This window comes from Streptomyces sp. NPDC048257 (assembly GCF_043201855.1).
Lineage (GTDB): Bacteria > Actinomycetota > Actinomycetes > Streptomycetales > Streptomycetaceae > Streptomyces.
In genome coordinates, this window is the sequence record NZ_JBICZI010000005.1 from 262,353 (window position 1) to 285,348 (window position 22,996).

Here is a 22,996-nt window from a genome sequence, read left to right on the forward strand (position 1 = left end):
GCGCCGGGCTTGGCCCTCGTGGCGCCGCCGAACCGGGCATCACTAGGCGGCGGGTGTCGCCGTAGGACGCTGGACCTCCAGGATGACCGCCGTGCCGCCCACGGTCCGGTCCTCGTGCATGGTGATCACTTCGCCGGGCCGAAGGTGTTGCCACTGCGAGGGATCGAGGGGGGCGAGCCGGACCGTGGAGCGTTCGCCGGGCGCCAGGGGGGGGGCGTGAACTCCGCCCAGGGGCGGGCGATGTTCAGGGCCGGCTCTCCGGTCGGGGGTGCTCGGTTGCCGATGTTCCACATCGGTCGAAGGACGCCGGCTCCGGAGAAGGGAGTCCGCCGAGGGCTCTCGCCGACGGGGCGGAGGGTGAGGTCGGCCCGGATGATTCCGTGGCGTGTCTCGTAGCAGCGCCAATGACACCAGGCCGCGCTGTTGCTCAGCCGCAGCCGCTCGGCGGCAGCGGCCAGAGTCTCCCAGAAACCCAGCGGAAGCCGGTGGACGCCGGCGAGTTCCTCCAGCAGGCCGAGAGCCCTTCCCACTCGTCGTGGGCGAGGTGGTCCCCCACGTCGTTGATCGTGATGTCGTTCTCGGTGGCGCTCGCTTCGGGGACCAGCAGGGAGGCGGCTTCCAGCAGCCTGGGGACGTCCATGCCCTGATTCTGGACCCCGGCTTCCCGGCGGCGTCTCGTCTCGAGCCGTCCTGGACAGCTGCGTTCACCGGGCTGGGCCCGCGGACGTCGGTCGTCAGTGATTGTCAGTGACCCTTCTTATATTGACGCCATGGAGATCACCAAGCGGACACTTGCGGAGGCCTGGCAGCGGCGGGCCGCCGGACACCCCCTGCTCGACGAGGTCGGGCTGCCGCGCGTGGCGCTCTCGGCAGACGAGCTGGAAGAGTGGGCCGAGCGCGCCGGGGATGCGGAGGACGGCGGCCTGTGCCTGCTGCTGGGCGAGGACGGCACGGTCCGCGGGCATCGCGGTGCCTACCGGGAGGTCTTCGCCACCCGCGACCTCGAACAGGTGCTTTACCTGATCGCCGAGGCCGCGATACGTCGGCGCTGCGGCAGCCTCGAGGAGGTGGCCGACGCGCTGGACCGGATCGATCCGGCGTGGGGCAGACGGTTCCGCAGTGGCGGCCTGGACGACACGGGGACGGTCGAGGCGTGCGGGCGCGACCCGTTGGAGGGGCTCGCCTGGATAGCCGGGTCCTGGCGTGAGCAGGACCCGTACACGACGCTCTCCTTCTTCCGCGCGGCGCCCGGGCGGACCGTCGACGCCGAGCGGCTGGCCGGTCTGTACGGGGCCGATCCCGTGCAGGTCGCGGCCGGTACACGCCTGAAGGACCTGCGGGCCGGGGACGGCGGCCGCGCCCACCGGGACCGCCAGTGGGAAAGCTGCTGCTTCGGGCGGGCAGGCGAATGGACGTTCCTGCTGTACCACGACACGCCGCCGGGGTCCTTCGCCGACAAGGAGGCGTACGCGGCGCTCGGGATCGAGGAGAGCGTGTGGCTGACCGCCACCTCCGCGAAGGCCATCTACACCTTCGACTACATGCGGGACGGTCGCCGCGTCGACGACGACTGGGGCGCGCTGGAGCTGATCTGGTACGAGCGCGGCCGCGCCCCCTATCTGCGGGGCGGCGAGCTGGACTTCCTCAACCGCGCCGTGCGCCGTGCCGAACTGGACCACCCCGAACTGACCAGCACGTTCGAGCTGTACTTCCACGCCTTGGAGGAGTCGCTCGGCCTGCGTCTGCCGCGCCGGGAGTTCGCGGAGGAGGAGGTACGGGCGGCGTACTGGGCCGCGGAGTAGCGGCCCGGAGGACGCTCAGTCGAGACAGAACTCGTTGCCCTCGATGTCCTGCATCCCGGTGCACGACTCGTTGTCCTCATCGGCAAGCAGGAGTCGCACGCGTACCGCGCCGAGCGCGACCAGTCGTGCGCATTCGGCCTCGAGCGCGGCTACCTGCAACTGCTTGATCGTTGACATCGGCGCACCATGGCAAGGGAGTTCTGTTGCTCATCCGATGCAGACGTATAGGGCGACTGCGCATGGATCGCCGGCCTTGAGCGGTTCAGTGATCGAATAGGGTGGCGCGATGTTCGAAGGAAATTTGGTAAGGCTGCGTGCGCTGCGCTCCGAGGACGCGGAGCATCATCTTCGGTGGCGCAACGACCCGGAAGTGGTGCGCTGGGCCGCGGCCGGCGATCCGTGTTTCGGCCCGGTCTCTGCAGAGGCGATCGGTATCGGCTTCGACACCATGCTGCGCCTGATCCCGAGGGAGTCGGCCGTGTTCACGGTCGAGGATCTGGCAGGCGGAAGGGTGATAGGCATGGCCGACTATCGGGACCTGGACCCGCACGCCGGGGTGGCCACGCTGGGAATCACCATCGGCGAGCGAGAGTTCTGGGGTCGCGGCCATGGCAGTGACGCGTTGCGGCTGCTCGTGGGCCACCTGTTCGGCGCGTACTTCCTGAACCGGCTGGAGCTGGACACCTGGAGCGGCAACGAGCGCGCCATGCGCTCCTTCACCAGGCTGGGCTTCCGTGAGGAAGGCCGCCGCCGGTCGGCGGTGCTGTTGGGGGGAGAGCGCTACGACCGCGTGCTCTTCGGGATGCTTCGCGAGGAGTGGGCGAACGCCGCGTGACGCCGTAGCTGATCCTCCGGCCCAGGGGGATCGACACGCCGGGGCAGGGTGTCGCCCTCCGCCCAGGGATGGGTGTCCACCTCTTCCGGGTGGCGAGTCGTGCCTCGGCGCGCAGAATGGGAACCTTCGCCAGCCATTGCCGTACGGAAAGCGACTGCCATGGATCGTCTGCCCGCGGACCCGACCGTGCTTCACCCGTTTCCGGACCAGCCGCGCGTGGTGTTGCTGAAGCCTCTGCTGACCTCACCGCTGATCGAGGCCGGGGAGTACTCCTACTACGACGACCCGCAGGACCCGACCGCCTTCGAGACCAAGAACGTCCTCTACCACTACGGGCCGGAGAAGCTGGTCATCGGGAAGTTCTGCGCGCTGGGCACCGGGGTGCGGTTCATCATGAACGGGGCCAACCACCGCATGGACGGCCCCTCCACGTTCCCCTTCCCCATCATGGGCGGCTCCTGGGCCGAGCACTTCGACCTGCTCACCGGCCTGCCCGCGAAGGGGGACACCGTCGTCGGCAACGACGTCTGGTTCGGCTACGACACCATGGTCATGCCCGGAGTGCGCATCGGGCACGGCGCGGTCATCGCCTCTGGTGCCGTAGTCGTCGAGGACGTCCCCGACTACGGCATCGTCGGCGGCAACCCGGCCCGGCTCATCCGCACCCGCTACAGCGAGGACGACATCGCCCGCCTGCTCGCGATCGCCTGGTGGGACTGGCCCGCAGCACACCTCACCGAGCACATCCGGACCGTCATGTCCGGCACCGTCGACGACCTCGAGGAGGCCGCACCACGCCCGTGAGCCGACCGTTCGCGCCCCAGTTCACGCACTGCGCAGACGGTCCAGCTCGTCCCCGATCGCCTTGCGCAGCGGGTCGTGCCGCGGACCGAGTGCGAACCGCCTGTCGGACCACCTGTCGCGGGCATAGAGCCACACCGGCATACCCACCAACTCGGCCGGTTCCCAGTCGAACCGTGGCCATACGTGCGCGTGCAAGAACCCGTCGGTGTTGCCCAGGATCTCCAGATTGACCCGCCGGAAAGCCGCATCCATGCGACGGGATGCTTGCTCGACCGCTTCTCCGAGTCGGTCCATGTCCGACAGGAAGGCCAGCCGCCTGTCCTTGGCCAAGTCCGACAGTCTCTCCACCTTGGGATCATCCACCAGGAGCACCGAGTAGCCCGGCAGGAACTGCACATCGCCGATCACTGCGAACCCGGCGTTCAAGCGCCGCAGCACCGTGGGGTTCTCGCCTCGCAGAGCACTTCCGATCCGGTCCGTCCGCCAGTCGTCAACCATGGTCAGAACCTACCCGGCCCTTGATCACCACCCCGGTTCGACGATGCGGCCGACGGTCACCGTCCACCGTCTTGAGGTCAGAGTTCGGTCGTCCAGATCCCGAAAGGATGCTCACTCGGGGGGAGCCACAACTGAGGCTGGGACTCCCGATGCTTCTCCTCAGCCTGCTCGTCCCAGTGAAAGCGGTCGGCCCCGTCGGGCCACGCAACTTGCAGCACAGGAAGAGGAGGCCGCCGGTAGAACCCGATGGCCCGCCCGAAGAAGGTCCGGTACCAGCGGAGATCGACCCGCCTGAGCGCGATCTGGTGACCGTCGACAACGTCAGCATGCCTCTGGCCGTCAGCCAGAACAGAGCCCGCGGCGGCCTTCTCTCCCAGCTTGTTGAGCATGCGGTGCATGGTGTGGATATCGAGCCCGAACATGGCGAGCTCAGGTGCGCCGTGAGTGTGTGACAGGCCGATCGTGTAGGCGAATCCAGGACCGATCTCGTCCTCGGGAACCATCACGACGTGCCACCCGTGCTGCTGCACGTTCTCGATGATCGTCAGATCAGCCTGGTCCGCTTCGTCCCCGTCACCGTAGTCATGGCAGAGGATGCAGCGGCACTGGAACGGATCGTCAGTCATGTGCGGAGGCTACGAGGCGAGCGTTCGCGTCGGACAGCCGGGATTGGTGATCACAGTTGCCATCGAAGGACTTCGCTGCCTTCCAGCTCAGGGGCGAACCGCGCGCACGTTGCGGGCCGAGAGATGGAGTTCGTACGGCAGGCAGCAGTCGGAGCAGAGTGTCGCGACGAGGGTTCCGCAGGCGCACAGCTGGTTCATTCCGCCGTCTGGAGTCGCTCCGCAGCAGGCGGGGGACGCGTGCTGCAGCTCCAGGCCGCGGGCGTCGTCGGGGTTGATGACGATGTTGCCTCGCGGGCCCTGCGACACCAAGGGTTTTCCCTCCACGTTCCGGTGCTCCCCGTGGCGCGGCATCACCGGACCGGGCTCCTGGGCAACGACCAAGGGCGCACCGTAGGGCTGCGTCTCGATCGCGTAGCGGCATGACGGCACGGTGGCCGGTGACGGACCCCGCTCATCGGCGTCCCACCAGGCGTAGTGGGGAGCCTCGGGAACCTCGGGCAGCCGGGTGAGTGGGCCCGTCAGCGCAATGCCGCATGTCGCGCACACGAACACCACCGCTTCACCCTCCGCAGCCCCGTCGGTGACGTCAGCGTGCAGGGCGGACTGCCTGCGCTCCGGCGTGCCGCCGTCCTCATCCCGGTCTCGCTGATCGTGCATGCGCCGACCGTACGCGGCGCCCCGCCAGGCTCGGCGGCCACCCCCGCCGGCCCCCAGCCCTGCACCTCGGCACGGGGGCACGTAACTGCGCGCGAGGAAACGGCAGAAGTGCCTGTTACAGAGCCCTGAACCCATTCGGCGCACAGCACGCGGCCTGGCGCGAATGAACTGCTTATGTGGCTGAAACCTCTGGCTTCGACGTCTCGCAGGCTGTCCTCCCGCCCGAGCTCCCTTCCGTCAACCGGAGCCTGACGGTTGCCTCTTACAAGGGAGGGTTACGGACATGTCCGCATTGAGAAACACACATCACGTGTTGTGGCGGTTGGCCGTGGTGAGGGCCAGAGTGTCGCTTCCCGGCAGGACGCCGGGAACCGCACGAAGCCCGCCCGGCCTGCACAAGCCCGGACGGGACCGACTGTTCAAGGAGCCGCCTGCATGTCCGCTTCTCCCACCACCCGCCCCCGCCGCCTTCTCGCCGCAGCCCTGGCCGCCGGCGCCCTGGTCGGCGCTGCCGCCGTGCCGGCCGCCGCCCACGACGACGACCGGCACGGCCACCACGGCCGGCACTCCTCGATCGTCATCGGCGACGTCCAGCACGACAGCCGGGGCCGCGACAACCGCGCCCTGAACCGGGAATGGGTCGAGGTGAAGAACACCGGCCGCAACGCCGTCAACCTGCGCGGCTACACCCTCACCGACCAGCAGGGCAACCGCTACCGCTTCGACCACCTCCGCCTGGACGGCCGCTCCAGCGTCAAGGTCCACACCGGCAACGGACACGACACCCGCCGCGACGTCTACCAGGACCGCCGCCACCAGATCTGGGACGAGCGCGACACCGCCACCCTCCGCGACAACCGAGGCAACGTCATCGACACCGAGTCCTGGGGACGCCGCGGACACCACGACAACCACCGGCGCTGACCCGGACCGGCAGCCACACCATCGGGGAGAGTGAACTGCCGGCCACCGCGTGCCGCGGCCACCAGCCGCGGCACGCCCCCCCCTCCACCGCAGGAGGCGGGCTCGATCACTCCCGAAACAGCAGCGGCACATCCAACCCAGGAGGTTCTTGTGGAGCCCTGGCACTTTTCCCCCTCAGCGGCCACGCTCCCCCAGCTGACCCTCGACCCCTACCGCTTCCCCGGCGCCGACATCGTGGAGCCCACAGCCTGCGATGTCCCGCCGCAGAAGCCGGGTGAAGGGAAGAGGCCGCATCTCCTCAGCGACGAGAACCCGCGCACAGACCCGCAGCCGTCCGATCCACGCCACACCTGGTCCCTGAAGGCCTCGGACCGCCGCCGCCTCGACCTCCACACAGCGCTGACCACCGTCGGCATCCCACCACTCCCAGGCGACCTGGCGGCCATCCACACCCTCTCCGCACTCGACGACACGACCAACGCAGCCCTCGTCCGATGGATCACCGCCGGCCGCTGACCCCGAAACCCCGCGTCAGCCGTGCAGTTCGACTCCGGTGAGGGGACAGCCCTCAGTCGCGGACGAGGAGCAGGGCGGCGGCGAGGAGCACGCCGAGGGCGAGGGCGAGGGCTCCGTGCGCGAGGCGGTGGCTGCGCAGGACGGGCAGGAAGCGGTCGACGGCGTAGTGTCCGGGGCCGGTGAGGGCGAGGGCGGCGGCGCCCGCCGTCAGCAGCAGCTCGTACTCGATGCCCTTCGGGGCGAAGAAGGCACCGGCGCCGTGGACGGCGATCGCGTTGATGAGGGTGCCGACGACGGCGGCGCCGGCGAGCGGGGTGAGCAGCCCGAGGACGAGGCCGAGCCCTCCGAGGGTCTCGGTCAGGCCGGCGAGGACGGCCATGGCCTCACCGGCGGGGTAGCCGCTGGCGGTGAAGAACTGGCCGGTGCCGCTGATGCCCCCGCCTCCGAACCAGCCGAAGAGCTTCTGCGCGCCGTGCGCCGCCATGGTCAGGCCGAGGACGAGGCGCAGGAGCAGCAGGCCGGTGTCGTGGCCCGGGGTGGAGAGGACGGAGGGGTGGGGGTGCGTGGCCGGTGCGGTGGCCTGCGGCTTCGTCGTGGTGACGGAGGGGCTGGTCATGGGGGGTCCTTCCGGTCGGGCGGTCCGGGGGAGGCAGGAGAAGATTGTTCAAATTCGAACCGCTGAGCCCCGACCCTAACCACTGATTCAAATTGGAACAACCCGTGTAGTCTGGCGCCATGGCTGAACCGAGATGGCTGGACGACCGCGAGATGCGCGCCTGGAGCGGATTCCTCGCCGCGTCGGCCCTGGTGAACCGCCGCCTCGACCAGCAGCTCAAGGACGACGCCGGGCTCTCGCATCCCCAGTACGAGATCCTCGTACGGCTCGCAGCGGCGCCCGGGCGCGAGCTGCGGATGACCGAGCTCGCCAACGGGCTGATCAACTCCAAGAGCGGACTGACCTACCAGGTCACGCAGATGGAGAAGGCCGGCCTGGTCCGCCGCCGCAGCTGCCCCTCCGACGTGCGCGGCGTCTTCGCCGTCCTCACCGACGCGGGCAGCGCCAAGCTGGAGGAGGCGGCGCCCGGGCACGTGGCCACGGTCCGGGAGATCCTCGTCGACGTCCTGACCCCCGGACAGCTCGACGCGCTCGCCGACGGACTGGGAGAGGTCGGCCGCCGGCTGCGCGGACAGGGCGCCTGAGTGGATCCGGACGCCGTCCGGGTATCCGGGGTATCCCGGGTATCCCCCACCGATATCGGGGTATAGGGCCGCCATGGACGGAAAGGTCTGGCTGACCCTGGTCGTGGTCGTCGCGTTGGGGCTGGCGATCGCCGCGGCCGTGCTGCTCGTACGGGTCTTCGCGGCCCGGCGGCTGTTGCTCGACGCGGGGATCCCGCTGCGCGACAAGGCCCTGTTCTGGGTCGCCGTCGTCTACACGATCTCGCCGGTGGACCTGATTCCGGACCCCGTGTACCTGGACGACATCGGGGTCCTGCTGCTGGCGCTGCGCTCGTTGCACGCGGCGGCCGGAGCGGTCCGGCCCACGAAGGAGCCCGGCGCCGCCGCCTGAGCCGGACGCGTCAGACGTGCTGGTCGAAGAGGACCGGATTGCCGTCCGGGTCGACGACGAGGAAGCTGCCCGGGCCGGAACCCGACTCGTCGACCTCCGTCAGGAACTCCACGCCCCGCGCCTTGAGCTGCCGCTGCACGTCGCGGATGTCGGTGAAGGATCCGAGCGCGCTCGCGTTGGCGTCCCAGCCGGGGTTGAAGGTCAGCATGTTCTTCTCGAACATGCCCACGAACAGCCCGATCACGACGTCGCCGTTCTTGAGGATGAGCCACTTCTGCTCGGGGTTCCCGCCGAAGACGGCGAATCCGAGGTTCTCGTAGAACGCCTTCGAGGCATCGAGGTCGCGCACGGTGAGGCTCACGGAGAAGGCTCCCAGATCCATGCGCTCCAGCCTGGACGCCGCCGGATCGGGTCGCAACTCCGGCCGTGAGGGTCCGGCCGGGGCTCAGCGGACGTCGTGGGGCCGGAACTGGATGCTGATGCGGGGGCCGACGGCCCGCGCCGACTTGGGTACGGCGTGCTCCATCGTCCGCTGGCAGGAGCCGCCCATGACGACGAGGTCGCCGTGCCCCAGCGGCAGCCGCAGCAGGGTGGCCCCGCCGTCGCGGGGGCGGAAGGCGAGATCGCGCGGGTCGCCGACGGAGACGATGGCCACCATGGTGTCCTCGGTCGAAGAGCGTCCGGTCCGGTCCCCGTGCCAGGCGACGCTGTCGCGGCCGTCGCGGTACAGGCACAGGCCGGCGGTGGTGAACGGCTCGCCGAGCTCGGCGGCGTAGTGCCGGGTCAGCACCTCGCGGGCCCCGGTGAGCGAGGCGTGTGGCAGGGGCTCGCCCGCTCCGTAGAAGGCGAGCAGCCGGGGCACCTCCACCTCACGCTCGTACATCTGCCGCCGCTCGGCCCGCCAGGGCACGTCGGCGGCCAGCCGCTCGAAGAGCGCGTCGGCCCCGCTCAGCCAGCCGGGCAGGTGATCGACCCAGGCCCCGGCCCCTAGCTCGGTCCGCCGCATGCCGCCGAGGGGCCCGAGCCGGATCTCGTCGCCCTGGTCGAAGAGGGAACCCTGAAGGCCCTGGACTGCGTGCATGCCTCCAGCCTAGCCCCATTAACCGAACACATGCACGATTTACGGGGCGGGCACGCGAGTACGTGCGCGCGCCGCCGCCCGTCAGCCGTCCCGGCGTACGGCACCCGCCGCATCGGGATCCGGATCGCGCGAGGGCCTGCACAGGACGGTGAGGGCTACGGAGACCCCTGCGGCGACGGCGATCGCCGTGCCCGGAGCGAGGTACTGGGCCAGGCCGCCGGTGATCGCGGCGCCGAGACCCTGCCAGGTCATCCGGCCGGCCGACTCGGCTCCCTGCACCTGGCCGCGGATCGCGTCGGGGGTCTGCGCGAGGAGCTGCTCCTGCAGGGGCAGGGTGGCCGCGAACCCCGCGCTGGCGAGGAACACCGCGAGCGCCACCACCGCGACGGGCGGGTGGACGGCGAACAGCAGGAAGGGCGCGGCGAGCAGCAGCCGCAGGGCGAAGGCGTAGCGCCGTCGCCGGTCGGCGGTGAGCAGTCGGCCGACGGTCAGGTCCCCGAGGAGCATGCCCGCCGATCCGGCGGCGAGGAAGGTGCCCGCGTGGGCGGGATCGTAGGAGATGAACAGGGCCTCGCAGCCGACGATCAGGCCGTTGGGGACCCACAGGTTCAGCAGCAGCATCCGGCGGCCGGGGTGGGAGAACAGCTCGGCGTTCGCCACCCAGGTCCGGCGCAGCCCGGGGCGGCGGGTGAGCCGGATCGAGCGCTCCCGGACGGTGGACGCCACCACGGCCGGCCCGAGTGCCGCCAGGGCCGCCGCGACGAGGAAGACCCCCTGGGGACCCAGGTGCCGCAGCAGGACGGCGCCGATGGCGTAGCCGGCGATCGCCGTGCCGCCCGAGGTGATGTTCATCAGCGAACGGGCGGGCGCGTAGGCGGAGGTGGGGACGACCTCGGCGAGCAGCCCCAGCCGCGTACCGGTACCGAGGGACTGGAAGAAGCCCAGCGTGAGCAGCAGAGCGAACCGGGCCGCGAGCGGCAGCCCCGGGACGGCCTGGGCGGCGACCCCCACCAGCGAGGCGAGTTGGAGCAGGACGAGGGTGCGGCGGGGCCGTTTCCCGTCGGCGACCGACATCAGCGTCAGCGCGCCCAGTACCGTCGCGAACGTGGCCCCGTACATGCTCACGGCCGTCAGGAACGGGGAACGGGTCTGCTGGTTGACCAGGGTGCCGAGCGCGAAGCCGGACACAGTGCCTGCGGCGACGGTGAGGGTGAAGCTGACGTACAGGCCGCTGAACTCCTTGTTGCGGAGCAGGGCGCGGTAGCCGGTGGAGCGATCGGTGGCGGGGGGCGTGTCATCGCGGGTGTCACGGCGGGTGTCACGGCGGGTGTCATCGCGGGTGTCACGGCGCGTCGAGTCGTGTGAAGGCATGAAAAAAGCCTCCGGACACATGCACGGGGGCACGCACACCGAAGGCCAACGGGGTCATTCTAGCAGTCCCGCCGGTCCAGTTGGTGGACACTTCGGGTCGCCCGCAGCGGGCCGGAACGGCATTACCGCAGCGTAGGCGTGTGATCAGGGACTCACGGTCTTGGCCGAAAGCCCGCCACACGGTAGCGTCACGGCGACATTTCCACATAGCGACGACGGCGAGACGGAAGCCCGGTGTGAATCCGGCATGGTCGCGCCACTGTGTGCTGCGGCGACACCCCCCGGGGTGGCGTCGTGGCGAGTCAGACCCGAGGACCGTCGTCCTGCACCACCGTATGGGACGCGTTGTTCCCCGAGGAGGTTCCATCATGGCCGAGGCTGTCGCTTCCGCTGCCGTATCCAACCCCGCCGGCTCCCTGTCGGCTCCGCTGCCTGTGCGCGCGGTGCTGCCCTGGGCGCTCTTCGTCGGTCTCCTGATGCTCGTCGCCCTGTACTTCGTCGGCGCCGAGCAGGGCGCCACCGCCCTGTTCGCCGGTGAGGGCGTGCACGAGTGGGTGCACGACGGTCGTCACCTGCTCGGCTTCCCCTGCCACTGAGAGGCCGCGCACATGTACGCCTCCACCGTCAGAGGTCTGCTGGTCCGCGGCATGCTCGCGGGTCTGATAGCCGGACTGTTCGCCTTTGCCGTCGCCTACGTGGTGGGTGAGCCGCCGGTACGGGGTTCCATCGCCGTGGAGGAGGCCCAGGCCGCCCAGGACGCCGCGAGCGCCCCGAGCGGTCACGCCGGCCACGGCGGTGACGCCGCGTCGGGCGAAGCCGCCGAGGAAGAGGAAGAGCTGGTCAGCCGGCCGGTTCAGTCGACCCTCGGCCTGGCCACGGGTGTCCTGGTCTACGGGGTCGCGCTGGGCGGCATCGCCTCGCTCGCGTTCTCGTTCGCCCTCGGTCGCGTCGGCGGGTTCAGCCCGCGGGCCACGGCGGCACTCACCGCGGCGGGTGCCTTCGCCACGGTCTACCTGGTGCCGTTCCTGAAGTACCCGGCCACCCCGCCGGCGGTGGGCAACCCGGACACGATCGGGCAGCGGACCACGCTGTTCTTCCTGATGATCCTGCTCAGCGTGCTGCTCGGCGTCGGGGCGATCATCCTCGGGCGGCGGCTGGCACCGCGCCTGGGCAACTGGAACGCGACGCTGGCCGCGAGTGGCGGCTTCGTCGTCGCCGCCGCCGTGGCGTTCGTGTTCCTGCCGGACAACAGCGATGCCGTCCAGCCCGGTTTCCCCGCCGCTCTGCTGTGGGAGTTCCGGGTCGCCTCGCTGGCCGTCCAGCTCGTGCTGTGGGCGGTGTTCGCCGTCGTCTTCGGTGTGCTCGCCCAGCGGCTCCTGGCTGCGCGCGCCGGCGGTGCGGAAGCAACGGCCCCGGCCGAGCAGAAGGCACCCGCGCTCGGCTGACGCCACCCGCCGCCTTTGCACGGGCCCCGCGGCCCCCCTTGTGGGGGTGGCGGGGCCCGTGCACAGGCGCGCACGGGCGCCCGCTTCGCTCCCGGGCCGCCCTACGATGGGCGCATGAGTGCAGGCACGCATCTCGCAGGTGCACACATCGCGCAGGACACGCAGGACACGGCGGACGCGCAGGAACGGGGGGACCGGCTCGAGGCCGCCGCGTCCGTTCTGGCCCTGCTCGCCGACCGCACCCGCCTGGCGCTCATGGAACGCCTCGGCCGGGGCGAGGCCGATGTCACCACCCTCACCGAGGCGTGCGGAGCGGCCCGGCCCTCCGTCAGCCAGCACCTCGCCAAGCTCCGGCTGGCCGGGCTGGTCACCACCCGCAAGGACGGGCGCCGGGTCGTCTACGCCCTGGGTCACGGGCATTTGCGGCGGCTGGTGGACGAAGCCCTGAACGTCGCCGACCACCAGCTCGGTTCGCTCCCGCCCCACGACTGACCACCACGGCCCCCGGGGCCACCACCGCCGCCGGGGCCGGTCGAGCGGCCGGCCGCGGGAAGCTGTCCCGCGACGATCGCGGCGAGCGCGAGCCCGAAGCCCACGAGTTGGACGGGGCCGAGCGTCTGGCCGAGCAGGACCGCCCCGAGCAGTGCGGCGACCAGCGGCGAGAGCAGACCGAGCACCGCGGCGGAGGTGACGGGCAGGGTGGTGATCCCCTGGAACCACAGGACGAAGGTGACCAGGCCGCAGACCAGGCCGAGCCAGAGGTAGCCGAGGGCTTCGGCCGGGCCGACCGCGGGCGGCGCCCCCTCGGCGAGGAAGGTGACGGGGACCAGGAACAGGCCGCCGGCCGTGAGCTGCCAGCCGGCGAACGCAGTGGGGCCGACACCGGCGGGACGTCCCCAGCGCTTGGTGAGGGTCACCCCGAGCGCGAGGGTCGCCGCGGCGGCCAGGCCGGCCAGGATGCCGACGCCGTCGAACGCCGCGTCCGGGCCGATGACCACCAGGCCGATGCCCCCGACTCCGAGCCCACCCCAGGTGAGGCGCCGGGCGGAGGGCCTCTCGTGGAGGACGGGCATGGCCAGGACGGCGACCATGAGGGGCATGGCCGCCGTCAAAGTGGCGGCCACGCCTCCCGGCAGGCGTTCGGCGGCGATGAACAGCAGTGGGAACAGCACTCCGATGTTCAGCGTGCCGAGCACCGCGGCCTTCCCCCACCACGCTCCGCGCGGCAGGGTCCGGGTGAGCGCCAGTGCGATCAGGCCGGCGGGTAAGGCCCGGAGCAGCCCCGCGAACAGGGGGTGCCCCGGCGGGAGGAGCTCGGTGGTGACGATGTAGACCGTGCCCCAGGTCAGGGGGGCGAGCGCGGTCAGGAGGGTGCGGGGCAGGTTCCCACGGGCGCTGTGCGCGGCTGGACTTGTCATGTTGCGGAGTCTCGTGCGGCCCGATCGATGAGTCCAATACATGTTTGTCAGCTCATCGATCGCGATCCACGATGGATCCATGGAGCTCCAGCAGATGCGCTACGTCCTCGCCGTCGCCGAGACGAACAGCTTCACCCGGGCCGCCGAGCGGTGTCTGGTCGTGCAGTCCGCCCTCAGTCACCAGATCGCGCGCCTGGAACGGGAACTGGGCGCGCGGCTCTTCGAGCGCACCAGCCGCCGGGTGCGGCTGACCCCGGCCGGTGAGGCGTTCCTCCCGGCCGCCCGGCAGTGCCTGGACGCCGCCGAGCGGGCGGCCGCCGAGGTCGCGGCGGCCGTCGGGGAGGTGCGCGGACGGCTCGCCGTGGGGCTGATCCCGACGGTCGCCGCGGTCGACATCCCGGGTGCGCTGGGCGACTTCCGCCTGCGGTACCCGCACGTGCGCATCAGCCTGCGGGTGGGCGCGAGCGAGGACCTGGTCGAGCAGGTCCGGCAAGGGGCGCTCGACGTGGCCTTCCTGGGGCTGCCGACCACGAGCCGGCCCCAGGGGGTCGCCGCCCGTGAACTCGCCCGGGACCGGCTCGTCGCTGTGGTCGCGCCGGACCATCCGCTCGCCGGCGAAGCCGCGGTCGACCTCCGCAGGCTCGCGGGCGAGGTGTTCGTGGACCTGCCGGCCGGGACGGCCGGCCGCGTCCAGTCGGACCTGGCCTTCTCGGCCGCCGGTCTGGTCCGAGACGTCGCCTTCGAGGTGACCTCTGCGGACTATGTCGCCCGGCTCGTGGGGCCGGGCCTCGCCGTGGCCATGCTCCCCTCCGCCTACGCGCCCCGGCTCGCCGGCGTGGTCACCGTCGAGGTGACCGATGCCCCGGCGCGCGTCGAGTACGTGGTCTGGAGCCGCGCCGGCCGCACGCCCGCGGCGTCCGCCTTCCTCACCGCGCTCGAGGCGGACGCACGGGACCGACACGATTCCTGAAGCCGCCCGCGATGGGTGCACAGGTGCGCACATGTTGTCTACGCTGAAGGCGACATGCTGTCATCGATCCGCCCACCGGGACGGGGACCGTGCTGTCCGTACTGCGCAACGGCACCTATCGCCGCCTGTTCACCGCCCAGGTCATCGCCCTCGTCGGGACCGGCCTCGCCACCGTCGCACTGAGCCTGCTCGCCTACGAACTCGCGGGCGGCAGTGCCTCGGCGGTCCTCGGCACCGCCCTCGCGATCAAGATGGTCGCCTACGTCACCATCGCCCCGGTGGTCGGCGCGCTGGCCGACCGGGTCCCCCGCCGCGCGCTCATGACCGCGATGGACCTGACCCGCGCCGGCGCGGCGGCGGCCCTGCCTTTCGTCACCGAGATCTGGCAGATCCACGTCCTGATCTTCTTGCTCCAGGCGGCGTCGGCGGCCTTCACCCCGACCTTCCAGGCCACCGTCCCCGAGATCCTGCCCGCCGAACGCGACTACACCCGGGCCCTGTCGATGACCCGGCTCGCCTACGACCTGGAGAGCCTGTTCAGCCCGGTGCTGGCCGCGGCCCTGCTGAGCCTGGTCTCGTACGACTGGCTGTTCGCCGGTACGACCGTCGGCTTCCTCGCCTCCGCCGCGCTCATCGTCGCGACCGCGCTGCCCACGCCCATGCCCGGGCGGGCGCCCGCGCCTGCGCCCGCACCCGTCGAGCGGACCGGCGGCTTCCGCGCCCGGGCCGTCTTCGGCACCCGCCTGCTGTGGGCCACTCCCCCGCTGCGCGCCCTGCTCGCACTCGACCTCGCCGTCGCCGCCGCCGGAGCCGTCGTCTTCGTCAACACCGTCTCTCTGGTGCGCGGTTACCTCGACCGCCCGGCCGGCGCCGTCTCGCTCGCCCTCGGAGCGTACGGCGCCGGATCCATGCTGACCGCGCTGCTCCTGCCCCGCCTCCTGCAACGCTCCACGGACCGTGCGGTGATGCTCCGCGCCGGCTTCGCCCTCCCGGTGGTCCTGGCGGCAGGGGCGGCGCTCACCGCGACCGGGCCGCGCACATGGTCCTGGCCCGCACTCCTGGCCGTCTGGGCCGCGATCGGCGCGGGCTGCTCCGCGGTGCTGACCCCGGGGGGCCGGGTGGTCCGCCGCTCCACCGCCGACGCGGACCTGCCCGCCGCGTTCGCCGCCCGGTTCTCCCTCTCGCACGGCTGCTGGCTGCTCACCTATCCGCTGGCCGGGTGGCTCGCGGCGGGGGCGGGGCTGCCGCTGACCGTGCTGGTGCTGGGGGCCGTCGCCCTGAGCGCCGCCACGGCCGCGGCGGTGATCTGGCCGGCTCGTGACCCGTACCGGCCGGAACACGTACACCCGGAGTTGCCGCCCGGGAAAACAGCTGGCCGGTCGCGGTGAGGAGCGGTACGGTCGTCGGGATGACCACTGACTCTCTTCACAGATCGGGGGTCCCGTCCACGCAAGGTGAGCGCTGATGCTCACTCAGAACGTGCACGGGGATTCCCGCCTTTCCTTCTGGCTGCGCGTGCGCGAGTACGCCGTGCCACCGTCCATGATCGAGACTGCGACCGCCCGCCGATCCGTCGGCGACTGGGCCGGTGCGTGCGCCGCCGCAGGCATCGACGTCGATCTCGATCTGCGCTTCCTGGCCCGCTCGCGCGGCCATGACCTCGCGGCCCGGATCCGGGCCGATCTGCGCCATCTGGCACCCGATCTGTTGCGCTGGCACATGCCGCGCATCGCTCCCGACGGACTGCTGCGCCCCGGGCTGACCGTCCCCCTGGCCCGGTACGACACGGCTGCGCGGGACGGCACGGTCGCCCGGGACGGCACGGCCGCGCGGGACGAGCCACGAACCGTGTACCTCGTGGCCCGGACTCCGCCCGCGTGGGCGGACGGCGGTCAGCGGATCAGCCTCGCCCTGTGGGACGGATCCCGCTCCGCGGACGGCTCCTGGGGTGATCCGCGCCGCCGTGCCCGTCCCGACCGGCGGTTCCGCCTCGACCTGCACCGCCACCTGTGGGACGCCCGCAGGACCGACGAACTGCGGGTCCGGGCCGGGGCCGGTCTGCCGCCCGCCGACCGCCTTCCCGCGCCGGCCCCCGAGCTGCTGGGGGCCCTCCCGCCGGGGCACCGGTACTCCGTCGGCCGCTGGGCCGCCGAGGCCGGGATCCTGCTCCACGCCGAGGGGCGGGCCACCGGCGTCGTCGCCGTACGGCTGGGGGCCCGGCAGCGGCTGCTGCTGGACCGGAGCGCCGACGGCCCGGGACCGCCCGTGCTGCGGATCGGGGCGGCGCCCGCCCCCGGCAGCACCTCCGCACTGCCGGTCCTGCCCGACGCGGCGGCCCGTACCCTGCCCGACCTCGAACTGATCCGCACCGGATCGATCGAGGTCGACCGGCTGCACCCCCTGGTCGCCTCGGCGCTCGCGCCCGGCCGTACGCCGGCCGGTCCGCCCGCGGCCGCGGACCGCGCGGGACGGCCACGCGTCGTCGAGTGCCGGGGAGCCCGGCACCGTATCGGCCTGGTCGACGGGGTACTGGCCCCGCTGGACCACGATCCGGCCGAGGTCCGCCGGGAGGAGCTGCTGACCGCCCTGACCGGCACTCCGCTGCCCTGCCTGCAGGCCATCGACGCGGCCCACCGCCGGCCGGACTGCCTCACCGGGGTCCGCGAACGCCTGGACCACGGCGACATCTCCGGTGCGCTGGCCGTGGTGGAGGGGCTGCTCGGCCCCGACGCCCTGCTGCGCGCCGGGGCGCTGCGGGACGAACTGGAGGCGGCGGCGCAACGGCGGATCACCTACGGGCTGTTCCGGTCGGGCCTGGCCGGACCCGGACCCGGCCGGATCCGCCCGGGCGAACACCGCCCCCGGAGCCACCGGCCCCACCCGCGCCAGGCACACGCCCGCTGACCCGCGGGACCCGGCTCCCCGATCCCGCCGGACCACCCGCTCCTCTCGAACCCATAGGTGACACGCATGCCTTCGTCCACCCCGTCCACCCCGTCCACCCCGTCCACCCCGTCCACCCCGTCCACCCCGTCCACCCCGTCCACCGCATCGAACCTCTCCCGGCTCGACGTCGCCGACGCCTTGCTGGCCCTGCTGCGCGACACCACCACCGAACCGCGCCCCGACGACCAGTTGGAGGCCCTGACCCTGGCCGTGGCCGCCGACCTGCCCGTGCTCCTGTGGGGTGAGCCCGGCATCGGCAAGACCGCGGCCCTGACACAGCTCGCCGAGGCCCTGGACCTGCCGCTCACCACGGTGATCGCCAGCGTGCACGAGCCGTCCGACTTCTCCGGCCTGCCCATCGTCGGCGACGACCCCGCCGAGCAGGGCGTCCCGATGGCCCCGCCGGACTGGGCCGTGCGACTCGTACGCGCCGGGCGCGGGCTGCTGTTCCTCGACGAGCTGTCCACGGCGCCGCCGGCCGTCCAGGCCGCCCTGCTCCGGCTCGTCCTCGAACGGCGGATCGGCTCCCTGCAACTGCCGCCCGGGGTCCGGATCGTGGCCGCCGCCAACCCGCGGGGCTCGGCGGCCGACGGCTGGGAGCTGAGCCCGCCGCTGGCCAACCGGTTCGTCCACCTCCAGTGGACCCACGACCACGACGTCGTGCTCCGCGGACTCGGCGGGGTCTGGCCCCGGGCGACACTGCCGCGCCTGGACGCCGCGAAGCTGCCGACGGCCGTGGAGCACGCCCGGCGCGCGGTGTGCGGGCTGCTCACCACCCGTCCCCCGCTCGTGCACCGCCTGCCGAGCAGCGAGGCCCGCCGGGGAGGTGCGTGGCCCTCGCCCCGCAGCTGGGACATGACGATCCGTCTGCTCGCCTTCGCGAACGCGGCCGCCTCCTCCAGGGAAGTACTGTCCATGCTGGTCAGGGGCACCGTTGGGGACGGCCCGGGGCTGGAACTGCTGGCCGTCATGGACCGGATGGACCTGCCGGACCCCGAGGAGCTGCTCGCCGACCCGGAGGGCGCCGACCTGCCCGAGCGGGGAGACCGGCGCCAGGCCACCCTCGACGGCGTGGTGGCGGCGGTCCGCAAGCGCCCGGACAAGTCCCGCTGGGACGCGGCCTGGGCCCTGCTCGTCCGGGCGCTGGAGACCGGAGCCCCCGACCTGGTCGTCGTCCCCGCGACCGCACTGGCCGCGCTGCGCCAGGAGGACTGGGACGTTCCGGAGTCGATCGAACGGCTCGCCGGAGTGGTGACCCTGTCCCGGCGGGCGGACCGGTCGGTCGAGCGGGCGGCGGCCCGGACCGGGGCCCCCGTGGGGGCCGGCCGATGAGCGCACACGCGGTGGGCGCGCAGGCGGCCGGGGCGCTGGACGTCGACAAGCTCTTCGCGGCGCGACTGCACGCCGCCCGGGTCCGGCCCTACCTGGCGACCGCGCTGTTCGCCCTGCACACCGTGGAGTCACGGCAGGTGCCGACGATGGCCGTCGACCGGCACTGGCGGTGCTACGTCTCACCCGGGTTCGTGGACCGGACGCCGGTGGAGGAGCTGGCCGGGGTCTGGGTCCACGAGGTGTCCCACCTGCTGCGCGACCACCACGGACGCGGTGACCGGGTGGCACGGGAGCGCGGGCTGACCGGCCCGGGGGAACGGCTGCGGATGAACATCGCGGCGGACTGCGAGATCAACGACGACGTGTACGGCGAGGGGCTGGTGCGGCCCGAAGGGGCACTGACACCGGAGCACCTGGGGCTGCGCCCGGGCGAACTCATGGAGGACTACCTGCGGCAGTTCGGGCTCGGGGCGCGGACGCAGGACCTGGTCTGGCTGGACTGCGGCAGCGGCGCCGACGGGCTGGAACGCGAGTGGGACCTGGGGCCGGACGGCGCGCACGGCCTGAGCGCGCAGGAGCAGGACGCGGTCCGGTTCCGGGTGGCGCAGGGGATCACCGGCCGTCCCGGGAGCACCCCCGCGGGGTGGCGGCGCTGGGCCGAGGAGGCCTTCCACCCGCCGCAGCCCTGGCGGGAGTTGCTGGGCGCGGCCGTCCGGTCGGCGGCCTCCGGCGCGGGCGCGGGTGAGGACTACAGCTACGCCCGGCCCTCCCGGCGCTCGGCCGCGGTGCCCGGGGCCGTACTGCCGAGCCTGCGGCGCCGGCCGCCGCGCGTCTGCGTGGTCATCGACACCTCCGGTTCGGTCAGCGACGCCGAACTGGGCAGTGCGCTGCTGGAGGTCGCCGCGATCGCCCGTGCGGTGGGCGGCCGGAGCGACATGGTCAGTGTGGTGCCGTGCGACGCGGCGGCCCGGATCGTGCATCCCCTGTGCAGCGGTGAGGGCATTCCGCTGGTGGGCGGCGGGGGTACGGACCTGCGCACGGGCTTCGCCGCGGCGCTGCGGGCGGCGCCCCGGCCGGACGTGATCGTGGTCCTGACCGACGGACAGACGTCCTGGCCGGCCGCGCGACCGCCGTGCCGGACGGTGGTGGGTCTCTTCCCCCGGGAGCGTGCGGGCCGGTGGAACGAGGACAACCCCGACTACGTGCCGAAGTCGCCTCCGGCGTGGGCCCGCGTGGTGACGATCGGCTCGGGCCCGGCCACGGGGTGACCCGCGTCGCGCCCGGCCGTCGGCGGCGGGGATGTGACGGGAGGTGTCCCGGCAGGATACGAAGACCCTCGTGAACGAAAAGACCCAGGCAGCGACCGTCCGCGTGTTCATAGCGCTGGCCCCGCCCGACGGCGCGAAGGAAGAGCTGGAGCAGCGGCTGCTGCCCGCCTACACCGCGTACCCGCGCATGCGCTGGAACCGCATCGAGGACTGGCACATCACCCTGGCCTTCCTCGGCGAGCTCCCGGTCACCGCCGTCGGACTGCTGAGGGAGCCGCTCGCGGACCTCGCCGCCACCCGGTCGCCCCTGCGGCTGTCCCTGCGCGGCGGCGGCCACTTCGACGAGCGGGTCCTGTGGACCGGGATCGGCGGCGACCTCGAAGGCCTGCACCTGCTCGCCGCCGACGTGCGCGCCGCGGTCACCGACTGCGGCATCCCCTTCCACGGCCGGCCCCTGCGTCCCCATCTGACGCTGGCGCGCGCCCGCCGCCACGACACCACCGGCGCGGTGGAGGCGGCCGCCGGACTCGCCGGGTTCACCGGCCGCGCGTGGGAGACCCGGCGCCTCCACCTGGTCGGGAGCAACACGGGCCGCGGTCCCGGCCCCATCCACTACCGCGACATCGAGGCCTGGCCCCTGGGCGGCGGTCACTGATCCCGGCGTCGCCGCTGCGCCGTCGGCCGCCGGGCCTCGTATCGTGGCGACGGACGGACCGCCGCGGGGCGCCCGCCGGTGCTCCGGCCCGGTCGAACGCCCGCCGAAAGACCGGATGGAGTGACATGAGGATGCTGATCAACAGTCCGCAGACCGTGGTCACCGACGCCCTGCGGGGGATGGCGGCCGCCCATCCCGACCTGGACGTCGACGTGGAGCGGCGGGTGGTCGTACGGCGGGACGCGCGGGCCGGCGGGCGGGTCGGGGTGGTGTCCGGGGGCGGCTCCGGGCACGAGCCGCTGCACGCCGGGTTCGTGGGGTACGGGATGCTCTCGGCCGCGTGCCCCGGTGAGGTGTTCACCTCTCCGGTGCCCGACCAGATGGTACGGGCGGCGGCCGCCGTGGACTCCGGCCAGGGGGTGCTGTTCGTCGTCAAGAACTACACCGGGGACGTGCTCAACTTCGAGATGGCCGCGGAGCTCGCCGAGGAGGACGGCCTGCGGATCGAGCGCGTCCTGGTCGACGACGATGTCGCGGTGACCGACAGCCTGTACACGGCCGGGCGGCGCGGCACCGGGGCCACCCTGTTCGTCGAGAAGATCGCCGGGGCGGCCGCCGAGGAGGGGGCGCCGCTGGAGCGGGTCGCCGCGCTCGCCCGGCGGGTCGACGCGTCCTCGCGGAGCTTCGGGGTGGCGCTGAGCGCCTGCACCACTCCCGCGAAGGGCAGCCCGACCTTCGACCTGCCGGACGGGGAGCTGGAGTTGGGCATCGGCATCCACGGGGAACCGGGCCGGGAGCGGCGCCCGATGATGTCGGCGCGGGAGATCGCGGAGGTCGCGGTGGGCGCCGTACTGGAGGATCTGGCGCAGGTCGGTCCGGCCGACGGGCCGGTGCTGGCACTGGTCAACGGGATGGGTGCGACACCGCTGCTGGAGCTGTACGGGTTCCACGCGGAGGTGGTGCGGGTGCTGGCCGACCGGGGTGTGCCGGTGGCTCGGGCGCTCGTCGGAAACTACGTCACGTCGCTGGACATGGCGGGGTGTTCGGTGACGCTGTGCCGGGCCGACGAGGAACTGCTGCGGCTGTGGGACGCGCCCGTCCAGACGGCGGCGCTGCGCTGGGGCCGCTGAACGTAAGGTGTCGGTGGGACGGGCCGGACGGGTGCGAGGCGAGGAGAGACGGTGCGTGACGCAGACTTCTTCCGACGCTGGATGGCGGCCGCCGCGGCCGCGGTGGAGCGCGAGGCGGACCGCCTGACCGAGCTCGACTCCCCCATCGGGGACGCCGACCACGGGAGCAATCTGCTGCGCGGTTTCACGGCCGTGCTCGCCGCCCTGGAGGCGGAGCCCGTGACGGCGCCGGGCGAGGTGCTCCAGCTGGCCGGGAGGACGCTGATCTCCACGGTCGGCGGGGCGTCGGGACCGCTGTACGGGACGCTGCTGCGGCGCACGGGCAAGGCGCTCCGGGAGGCGGCCGAGGTCTCCGACAAGGAGCTGGGCGAGGCCCTGGCCGCGGGGGTCGCCGCGGTGGCGCAGCTGGGCGGGGCGGCGCCGGGTGACAAGACGATGCTGGACGCGCTCGTGCCGGGAGTGGCCGCGCTGGCCACGTCGTACCGGGCGGCCGCCATCGCGGCGGAGAACGGCGCGCTGGCGACGGTGCCGATGCAGGCGCGCAAGGGACGGGCCAGCTACCTGGGCGAGCGGAGCATCGGCCACCAGGATCCGGGGGCGACCTCGTCGGCGTTGTTGCTGGGGGCGCTGGCGGACGTGGCGGATCCGGAGGGTGCGCGGTGAACGCCGGGCACCCCGATCCCGGCGCGGACGCCGGATCCGGCCCGGCCCTGGTCGGCATCGTGCTGGTGTCGCACAGTGCGCCGGTCGCGGAGGCGGTGGCCGAGCTGGCGCGCGAACTGGCCGCGGGCGGGCCCGTGGCCCCGGTGGCCGCGGCGGGCGGTACGGCCCTCGGCGGGCTCGGCACGAGCGCGGAGCGGATCCTCGCGGCCGCCCGGGAGGTGGACCGGGGCGCCGGGGTGGCCCTGCTGGCCGACCTGGGGAGCTCGGTGCTGACGGTGAAGGTCCTGCTGATGGAGGACGAACTCCCGCCGGGTTCCCGGCTGCTGGACGCTCCGTTCCTCGAGGGCGCGGTGGCGGCGGTGGTCACCGCGTCCACCGGAGCGCCCCTGGCGGCGGTCGCCGACGCCGCCGCCGAGGCGTACTCGTACCGCAAGGCCTGACCCCCGTCGCCCGACCCCGCGGCCGCGGGGAGCCTCCCCGCGGCC

Annotated in this window: 27 protein-coding genes and 2 pseudogenes; 19 read left to right on the forward strand and 10 right to left on the reverse strand. The window is 72.8% G+C overall.

The window, feature by feature from the left end; all coding sequences use genetic code 11:
* Positions 1–42 precede the first annotated feature (42 nt).
* Positions 43–640 (reverse strand): annotated as a pseudogene (locus tag ACGFZK_RS14370) (hypothetical protein).
* A gap of 130 nt (positions 641–770) precedes the next feature.
* Here ACGFZK_RS14370 and ACGFZK_RS14375 point away from each other — a divergent pair.
* Positions 771–1,802, forward strand: a complete 1,032-nt coding sequence (locus tag ACGFZK_RS14375) for a hypothetical protein (protein ID WP_393849170.1) — start codon at positions 771–773, stop codon at positions 1,800–1,802.
* A 15-nt stretch (positions 1,803–1,817) separates the two neighbouring features.
* Here the strand turns inward: ACGFZK_RS14375 and ACGFZK_RS14380 are convergent.
* Positions 1,818–1,958: pseudogene (locus ACGFZK_RS14380) on the reverse strand (VOC family protein); the annotation flags it as partial.
* Positions 1,959–2,088: 130 nt separating this feature from the next.
* Between ACGFZK_RS14380 and ACGFZK_RS14385 the strand changes: the two are divergent.
* The gene (locus tag ACGFZK_RS14385; protein ID WP_393849171.1) at positions 2,089–2,637 is read left to right on the forward strand and encodes a GNAT family N-acetyltransferase; all 549 of its coding nucleotides are present in this window, start codon (positions 2,089–2,091) and stop codon (positions 2,635–2,637) included.
* Between the two features lie 159 nt (positions 2,638–2,796).
* Positions 2,797–3,441: a CatB-related O-acetyltransferase gene (locus ACGFZK_RS14390; protein ID WP_393849172.1), complete on the forward strand. Its 645-nt coding sequence runs from the start codon at positions 2,797–2,799 to the stop codon at positions 3,439–3,441.
* Between the two features lie 21 nt (positions 3,442–3,462).
* Here the strand turns inward: ACGFZK_RS14390 and ACGFZK_RS14395 are convergent, their stop codons facing one another.
* The 3 genes from ACGFZK_RS14395 to ACGFZK_RS14405 form a co-directional block, all read right to left on the reverse strand.
* Positions 3,463–3,939 carry an HIT family protein gene (locus tag ACGFZK_RS14395; RefSeq protein WP_393849173.1) on the reverse strand — a complete coding sequence of 159 codons (477 nt, stop codon included), beginning with the start codon at positions 3,937–3,939 and terminating at the stop codon, positions 3,463–3,465.
* A 77-nt stretch (positions 3,940–4,016) separates the two neighbouring features.
* Positions 4,017–4,565 (reverse strand): DUF4262 domain-containing protein, encoded by a 549-nt coding sequence (locus tag ACGFZK_RS14400; RefSeq protein ID WP_393849174.1) that lies wholly within the window; start codon positions 4,563–4,565, stop codon positions 4,017–4,019.
* Positions 4,566–4,652: 87 nt separating this feature from the next.
* Positions 4,653–5,222 (reverse strand): hypothetical protein, encoded by a 570-nt coding sequence (locus tag ACGFZK_RS14405; RefSeq protein ID WP_393849175.1) that lies wholly within the window; start codon positions 5,220–5,222, stop codon positions 4,653–4,655.
* Between the two features lie 435 nt (positions 5,223–5,657).
* Between ACGFZK_RS14405 and ACGFZK_RS14410 the strand changes: the two genes are divergently transcribed.
* Together ACGFZK_RS14410 and ACGFZK_RS14415 are read left to right on the forward strand one after the other, a co-directional pair.
* A complete protein-coding gene (locus tag ACGFZK_RS14410) occupies positions 5,658–6,146 on the forward strand; it encodes a lamin tail domain-containing protein (protein WP_393849176.1) in 489 nt (162 codons plus the stop codon).
* A gap of 150 nt (positions 6,147–6,296) precedes the next feature.
* Entirely contained in the window at positions 6,297–6,662 is a 366-nt protein-coding gene (locus ACGFZK_RS14415; protein ID WP_393849177.1) for a hypothetical protein, read from the forward strand.
* Between the two features lie 52 nt (positions 6,663–6,714).
* Here the strand turns inward: ACGFZK_RS14415 and ACGFZK_RS14420 are convergent, their stop codons facing one another.
* On the reverse strand, positions 6,715–7,278 hold the full coding sequence (locus ACGFZK_RS14420) for a DoxX family protein (protein WP_393849178.1): 564 nt from the start codon (positions 7,276–7,278) through the stop codon (positions 6,715–6,717).
* Positions 7,279–7,397: 119 nt separating this feature from the next.
* On the opposite strand from ACGFZK_RS14420, the gene ACGFZK_RS14425 reads away from it, so the two are divergent.
* Both ACGFZK_RS14425 and ACGFZK_RS14430 read left to right on the forward strand, forming a co-directional pair.
* Complete coding sequence (locus ACGFZK_RS14425; RefSeq protein WP_382516285.1) at positions 7,398–7,862, forward strand: MarR family winged helix-turn-helix transcriptional regulator; 465 nt, start codon at positions 7,398–7,400, stop codon at positions 7,860–7,862.
* Positions 7,863–7,935: 73 nt separating this feature from the next.
* Positions 7,936–8,232, forward strand: coding sequence for a YkvA family protein (locus ACGFZK_RS14430; protein ID WP_393849179.1), 297 nt, complete (start codon positions 7,936–7,938; stop codon positions 8,230–8,232).
* Between the two features lie 10 nt (positions 8,233–8,242).
* Here ACGFZK_RS14430 and ACGFZK_RS14435 read toward each other — a convergent pair whose 3' ends face one another.
* The 3 genes from ACGFZK_RS14435 to ACGFZK_RS14445 all read right to left on the reverse strand — a co-directional run bounded on the left by ACGFZK_RS14435 (position 8,243) and on the right by ACGFZK_RS14445 (position 10,684).
* A complete protein-coding gene (locus ACGFZK_RS14435; RefSeq protein ID WP_393849180.1) occupies positions 8,243–8,614 on the reverse strand; it encodes a VOC family protein in 372 nt (123 codons plus the stop codon).
* Between the two features lie 63 nt (positions 8,615–8,677).
* A complete protein-coding gene (locus tag ACGFZK_RS14440) occupies positions 8,678–9,313 on the reverse strand; it encodes an alpha-ketoglutarate-dependent dioxygenase AlkB (RefSeq protein ID WP_393849181.1) in 636 nt (211 codons plus the stop codon).
* Positions 9,314–9,394: 81 nt separating this feature from the next.
* A complete protein-coding gene (locus ACGFZK_RS14445) occupies positions 9,395–10,684 on the reverse strand; it encodes a hypothetical protein (RefSeq protein ID WP_393849182.1) in 1,290 nt (429 codons plus the stop codon).
* Between the two features lie 368 nt (positions 10,685–11,052).
* Here ACGFZK_RS14445 and ACGFZK_RS14450 point away from each other — a divergent pair, with 368 nt between their 5' ends.
* From ACGFZK_RS14450 to ACGFZK_RS14460, 3 genes are all read left to right on the forward strand, one after another.
* A complete protein-coding gene (locus ACGFZK_RS14450; protein WP_393849183.1) occupies positions 11,053–11,280 on the forward strand; it encodes a CbtB-domain containing protein in 228 nt (75 codons plus the stop codon).
* 12 nt (positions 11,281–11,292) lie between these two features.
* Positions 11,293–12,129, forward strand: a complete 837-nt coding sequence (locus ACGFZK_RS14455) for a CbtA family protein (RefSeq protein WP_393849184.1) — start codon at positions 11,293–11,295, stop codon at positions 12,127–12,129.
* A 114-nt stretch (positions 12,130–12,243) separates the two neighbouring features.
* Positions 12,244–12,621, forward strand: coding sequence for an ArsR/SmtB family transcription factor (locus tag ACGFZK_RS14460; protein ID WP_393849185.1), 378 nt, complete (start codon positions 12,244–12,246; stop codon positions 12,619–12,621).
* On the opposite strand, the gene ACGFZK_RS14465 is transcribed toward ACGFZK_RS14460, so the two are convergent.
* Entirely contained in the window at positions 12,540–13,547 is a 1,008-nt protein-coding gene (locus ACGFZK_RS14465; RefSeq protein WP_393849186.1) for an EamA family transporter, read from the reverse strand. The two genes, ACGFZK_RS14460 and ACGFZK_RS14465, sit on opposite strands and share 82 nt — an antisense overlap.
* Before the next feature lie 79 nt (positions 13,548–13,626).
* Here ACGFZK_RS14465 and ACGFZK_RS14470 point away from each other — a divergent pair, with 79 nt between their 5' ends.
* The 9 genes from ACGFZK_RS14470 (at position 13,627) to ACGFZK_RS14510 (ending at position 22,951) form a co-directional block, all read left to right on the forward strand.
* Positions 13,627–14,517: a LysR family transcriptional regulator gene (locus ACGFZK_RS14470; RefSeq protein WP_393849187.1), complete on the forward strand. Its 891-nt coding sequence runs from the start codon at positions 13,627–13,629 to the stop codon at positions 14,515–14,517.
* An 89-nt stretch (positions 14,518–14,606) separates the two neighbouring features.
* Positions 14,607–15,905: an MFS transporter gene (locus ACGFZK_RS14475; RefSeq protein ID WP_393849188.1), complete on the forward strand. Its 1,299-nt coding sequence runs from the start codon at positions 14,607–14,609 to the stop codon at positions 15,903–15,905.
* A 76-nt stretch (positions 15,906–15,981) separates the two neighbouring features.
* Entirely contained in the window at positions 15,982–17,421 is a 1,440-nt protein-coding gene (locus tag ACGFZK_RS14480) for a hypothetical protein (protein ID WP_393849189.1), read from the forward strand.
* Positions 17,422–17,487: 66 nt separating this feature from the next.
* Positions 17,488–18,795 carry an AAA family ATPase gene (locus ACGFZK_RS14485; RefSeq protein ID WP_393849190.1) on the forward strand — a complete coding sequence of 436 codons (1,308 nt, stop codon included), beginning with the start codon at positions 17,488–17,490 and terminating at the stop codon, positions 18,793–18,795.
* Positions 18,792–20,063 carry a VWA-like domain-containing protein gene (locus ACGFZK_RS14490; protein ID WP_393849191.1) on the forward strand — a complete coding sequence of 424 codons (1,272 nt, stop codon included), beginning with the start codon at positions 18,792–18,794 and terminating at the stop codon, positions 20,061–20,063. Before ACGFZK_RS14485 ends, ACGFZK_RS14490 begins: the two co-directional genes overlap by 4 nt.
* 70 nt (positions 20,064–20,133) lie before the next feature.
* Positions 20,134–20,718, forward strand: a complete 585-nt coding sequence (gene thpR / locus ACGFZK_RS14495) for an RNA 2',3'-cyclic phosphodiesterase (RefSeq protein WP_393849192.1) — start codon at positions 20,134–20,136, stop codon at positions 20,716–20,718.
* A gap of 125 nt (positions 20,719–20,843) precedes the next feature.
* Complete coding sequence (dhaK, locus tag ACGFZK_RS14500; RefSeq protein ID WP_393849193.1) at positions 20,844–21,848, forward strand: dihydroxyacetone kinase subunit DhaK; 1,005 nt, start codon at positions 20,844–20,846, stop codon at positions 21,846–21,848.
* Between the two features lie 51 nt (positions 21,849–21,899).
* Complete coding sequence (gene dhaL, locus ACGFZK_RS14505; protein ID WP_393849194.1) at positions 21,900–22,511, forward strand: dihydroxyacetone kinase subunit DhaL; 612 nt, start codon at positions 21,900–21,902, stop codon at positions 22,509–22,511.
* Positions 22,508–22,951: a PTS-dependent dihydroxyacetone kinase phosphotransferase subunit DhaM gene (locus ACGFZK_RS14510; RefSeq protein ID WP_393849195.1), complete on the forward strand. Its 444-nt coding sequence runs from the start codon at positions 22,508–22,510 to the stop codon at positions 22,949–22,951. Before dhaL ends, ACGFZK_RS14510 begins: the two co-directional genes overlap by 4 nt.
* Positions 22,952–22,996 lie beyond the last annotated feature (45 nt).

Excerpts from the sequence above, each read along its gene's own strand:
- ACGFZK_RS14420 (WP_393849178.1), bottom strand. The coding sequence starts at position 7,278 with ATGACCAGCCCCTCCGTCACCACGACGAAGCCGCAGGCCACCGCACCG.
- ACGFZK_RS14405 (WP_393849175.1), bottom strand. The coding sequence starts at position 5,222 with ATGCACGATCAGCGAGACCGGGATGAGGACGGCGGCACGCCGGAGCGC.
- ACGFZK_RS14375 (WP_393849170.1), top strand. The coding sequence starts at position 771 with ATGGAGATCACCAAGCGGACACTTGCGGAGGCCTGGCAGCGGCGGGCC.
- ACGFZK_RS14485 (WP_393849190.1), top strand. The coding sequence starts at position 17,488 with ATGCCTTCGTCCACCCCGTCCACCCCGTCCACCCCGTCCACCCCGTCC.
- dhaK (WP_393849193.1), top strand. The coding sequence starts at position 20,844 with ATGAGGATGCTGATCAACAGTCCGCAGACCGTGGTCACCGACGCCCTG.
- ACGFZK_RS14445 (WP_393849182.1), bottom strand. The coding sequence starts at position 10,684 with ATGCCTTCACACGACTCGACGCGCCGTGACACCCGCGATGACACCCGC.
- ACGFZK_RS14460 (WP_393849185.1), top strand. The coding sequence starts at position 12,244 with ATGAGTGCAGGCACGCATCTCGCAGGTGCACACATCGCGCAGGACACG.
- ACGFZK_RS14455 (WP_393849184.1), top strand. The coding sequence starts at position 11,293 with ATGTACGCCTCCACCGTCAGAGGTCTGCTGGTCCGCGGCATGCTCGCG.
- ACGFZK_RS14390 (WP_393849172.1), top strand. The coding sequence starts at position 2,797 with ATGGATCGTCTGCCCGCGGACCCGACCGTGCTTCACCCGTTTCCGGAC.
- ACGFZK_RS14435 (WP_393849180.1), bottom strand. The coding sequence starts at position 8,614 with ATGGATCTGGGAGCCTTCTCCGTGAGCCTCACCGTGCGCGACCTCGAT.
- ACGFZK_RS14490 (WP_393849191.1), top strand. The coding sequence starts at position 18,792 with ATGAGCGCACACGCGGTGGGCGCGCAGGCGGCCGGGGCGCTGGACGTC.
- ACGFZK_RS14430 (WP_393849179.1), top strand. The coding sequence starts at position 7,936 with ATGGACGGAAAGGTCTGGCTGACCCTGGTCGTGGTCGTCGCGTTGGGG.
- ACGFZK_RS14480 (WP_393849189.1), top strand. The coding sequence starts at position 15,982 with ATGCTCACTCAGAACGTGCACGGGGATTCCCGCCTTTCCTTCTGGCTG.
- ACGFZK_RS14410 (WP_393849176.1), top strand. The coding sequence starts at position 5,658 with ATGTCCGCTTCTCCCACCACCCGCCCCCGCCGCCTTCTCGCCGCAGCC.
- ACGFZK_RS14385 (WP_393849171.1), top strand. The coding sequence starts at position 2,089 with ATGTTCGAAGGAAATTTGGTAAGGCTGCGTGCGCTGCGCTCCGAGGAC.
- ACGFZK_RS14470 (WP_393849187.1), top strand. The coding sequence starts at position 13,627 with ATGGAGCTCCAGCAGATGCGCTACGTCCTCGCCGTCGCCGAGACGAAC.
- ACGFZK_RS14440 (WP_393849181.1), bottom strand. The coding sequence starts at position 9,313 with ATGCACGCAGTCCAGGGCCTTCAGGGTTCCCTCTTCGACCAGGGCGAC.
- ACGFZK_RS14450 (WP_393849183.1), top strand. The coding sequence starts at position 11,053 with ATGGCCGAGGCTGTCGCTTCCGCTGCCGTATCCAACCCCGCCGGCTCC.
- ACGFZK_RS14465 (WP_393849186.1), bottom strand. The coding sequence starts at position 13,547 with ATGACAAGTCCAGCCGCGCACAGCGCCCGTGGGAACCTGCCCCGCACC.
- ACGFZK_RS14400 (WP_393849174.1), bottom strand. The coding sequence starts at position 4,565 with ATGACTGACGATCCGTTCCAGTGCCGCTGCATCCTCTGCCATGACTAC.
- ACGFZK_RS14425 (WP_382516285.1), top strand. The coding sequence starts at position 7,398 with ATGGCTGAACCGAGATGGCTGGACGACCGCGAGATGCGCGCCTGGAGC.
- ACGFZK_RS14395 (WP_393849173.1), bottom strand. The coding sequence starts at position 3,939 with ATGGTTGACGACTGGCGGACGGACCGGATCGGAAGTGCTCTGCGAGGC.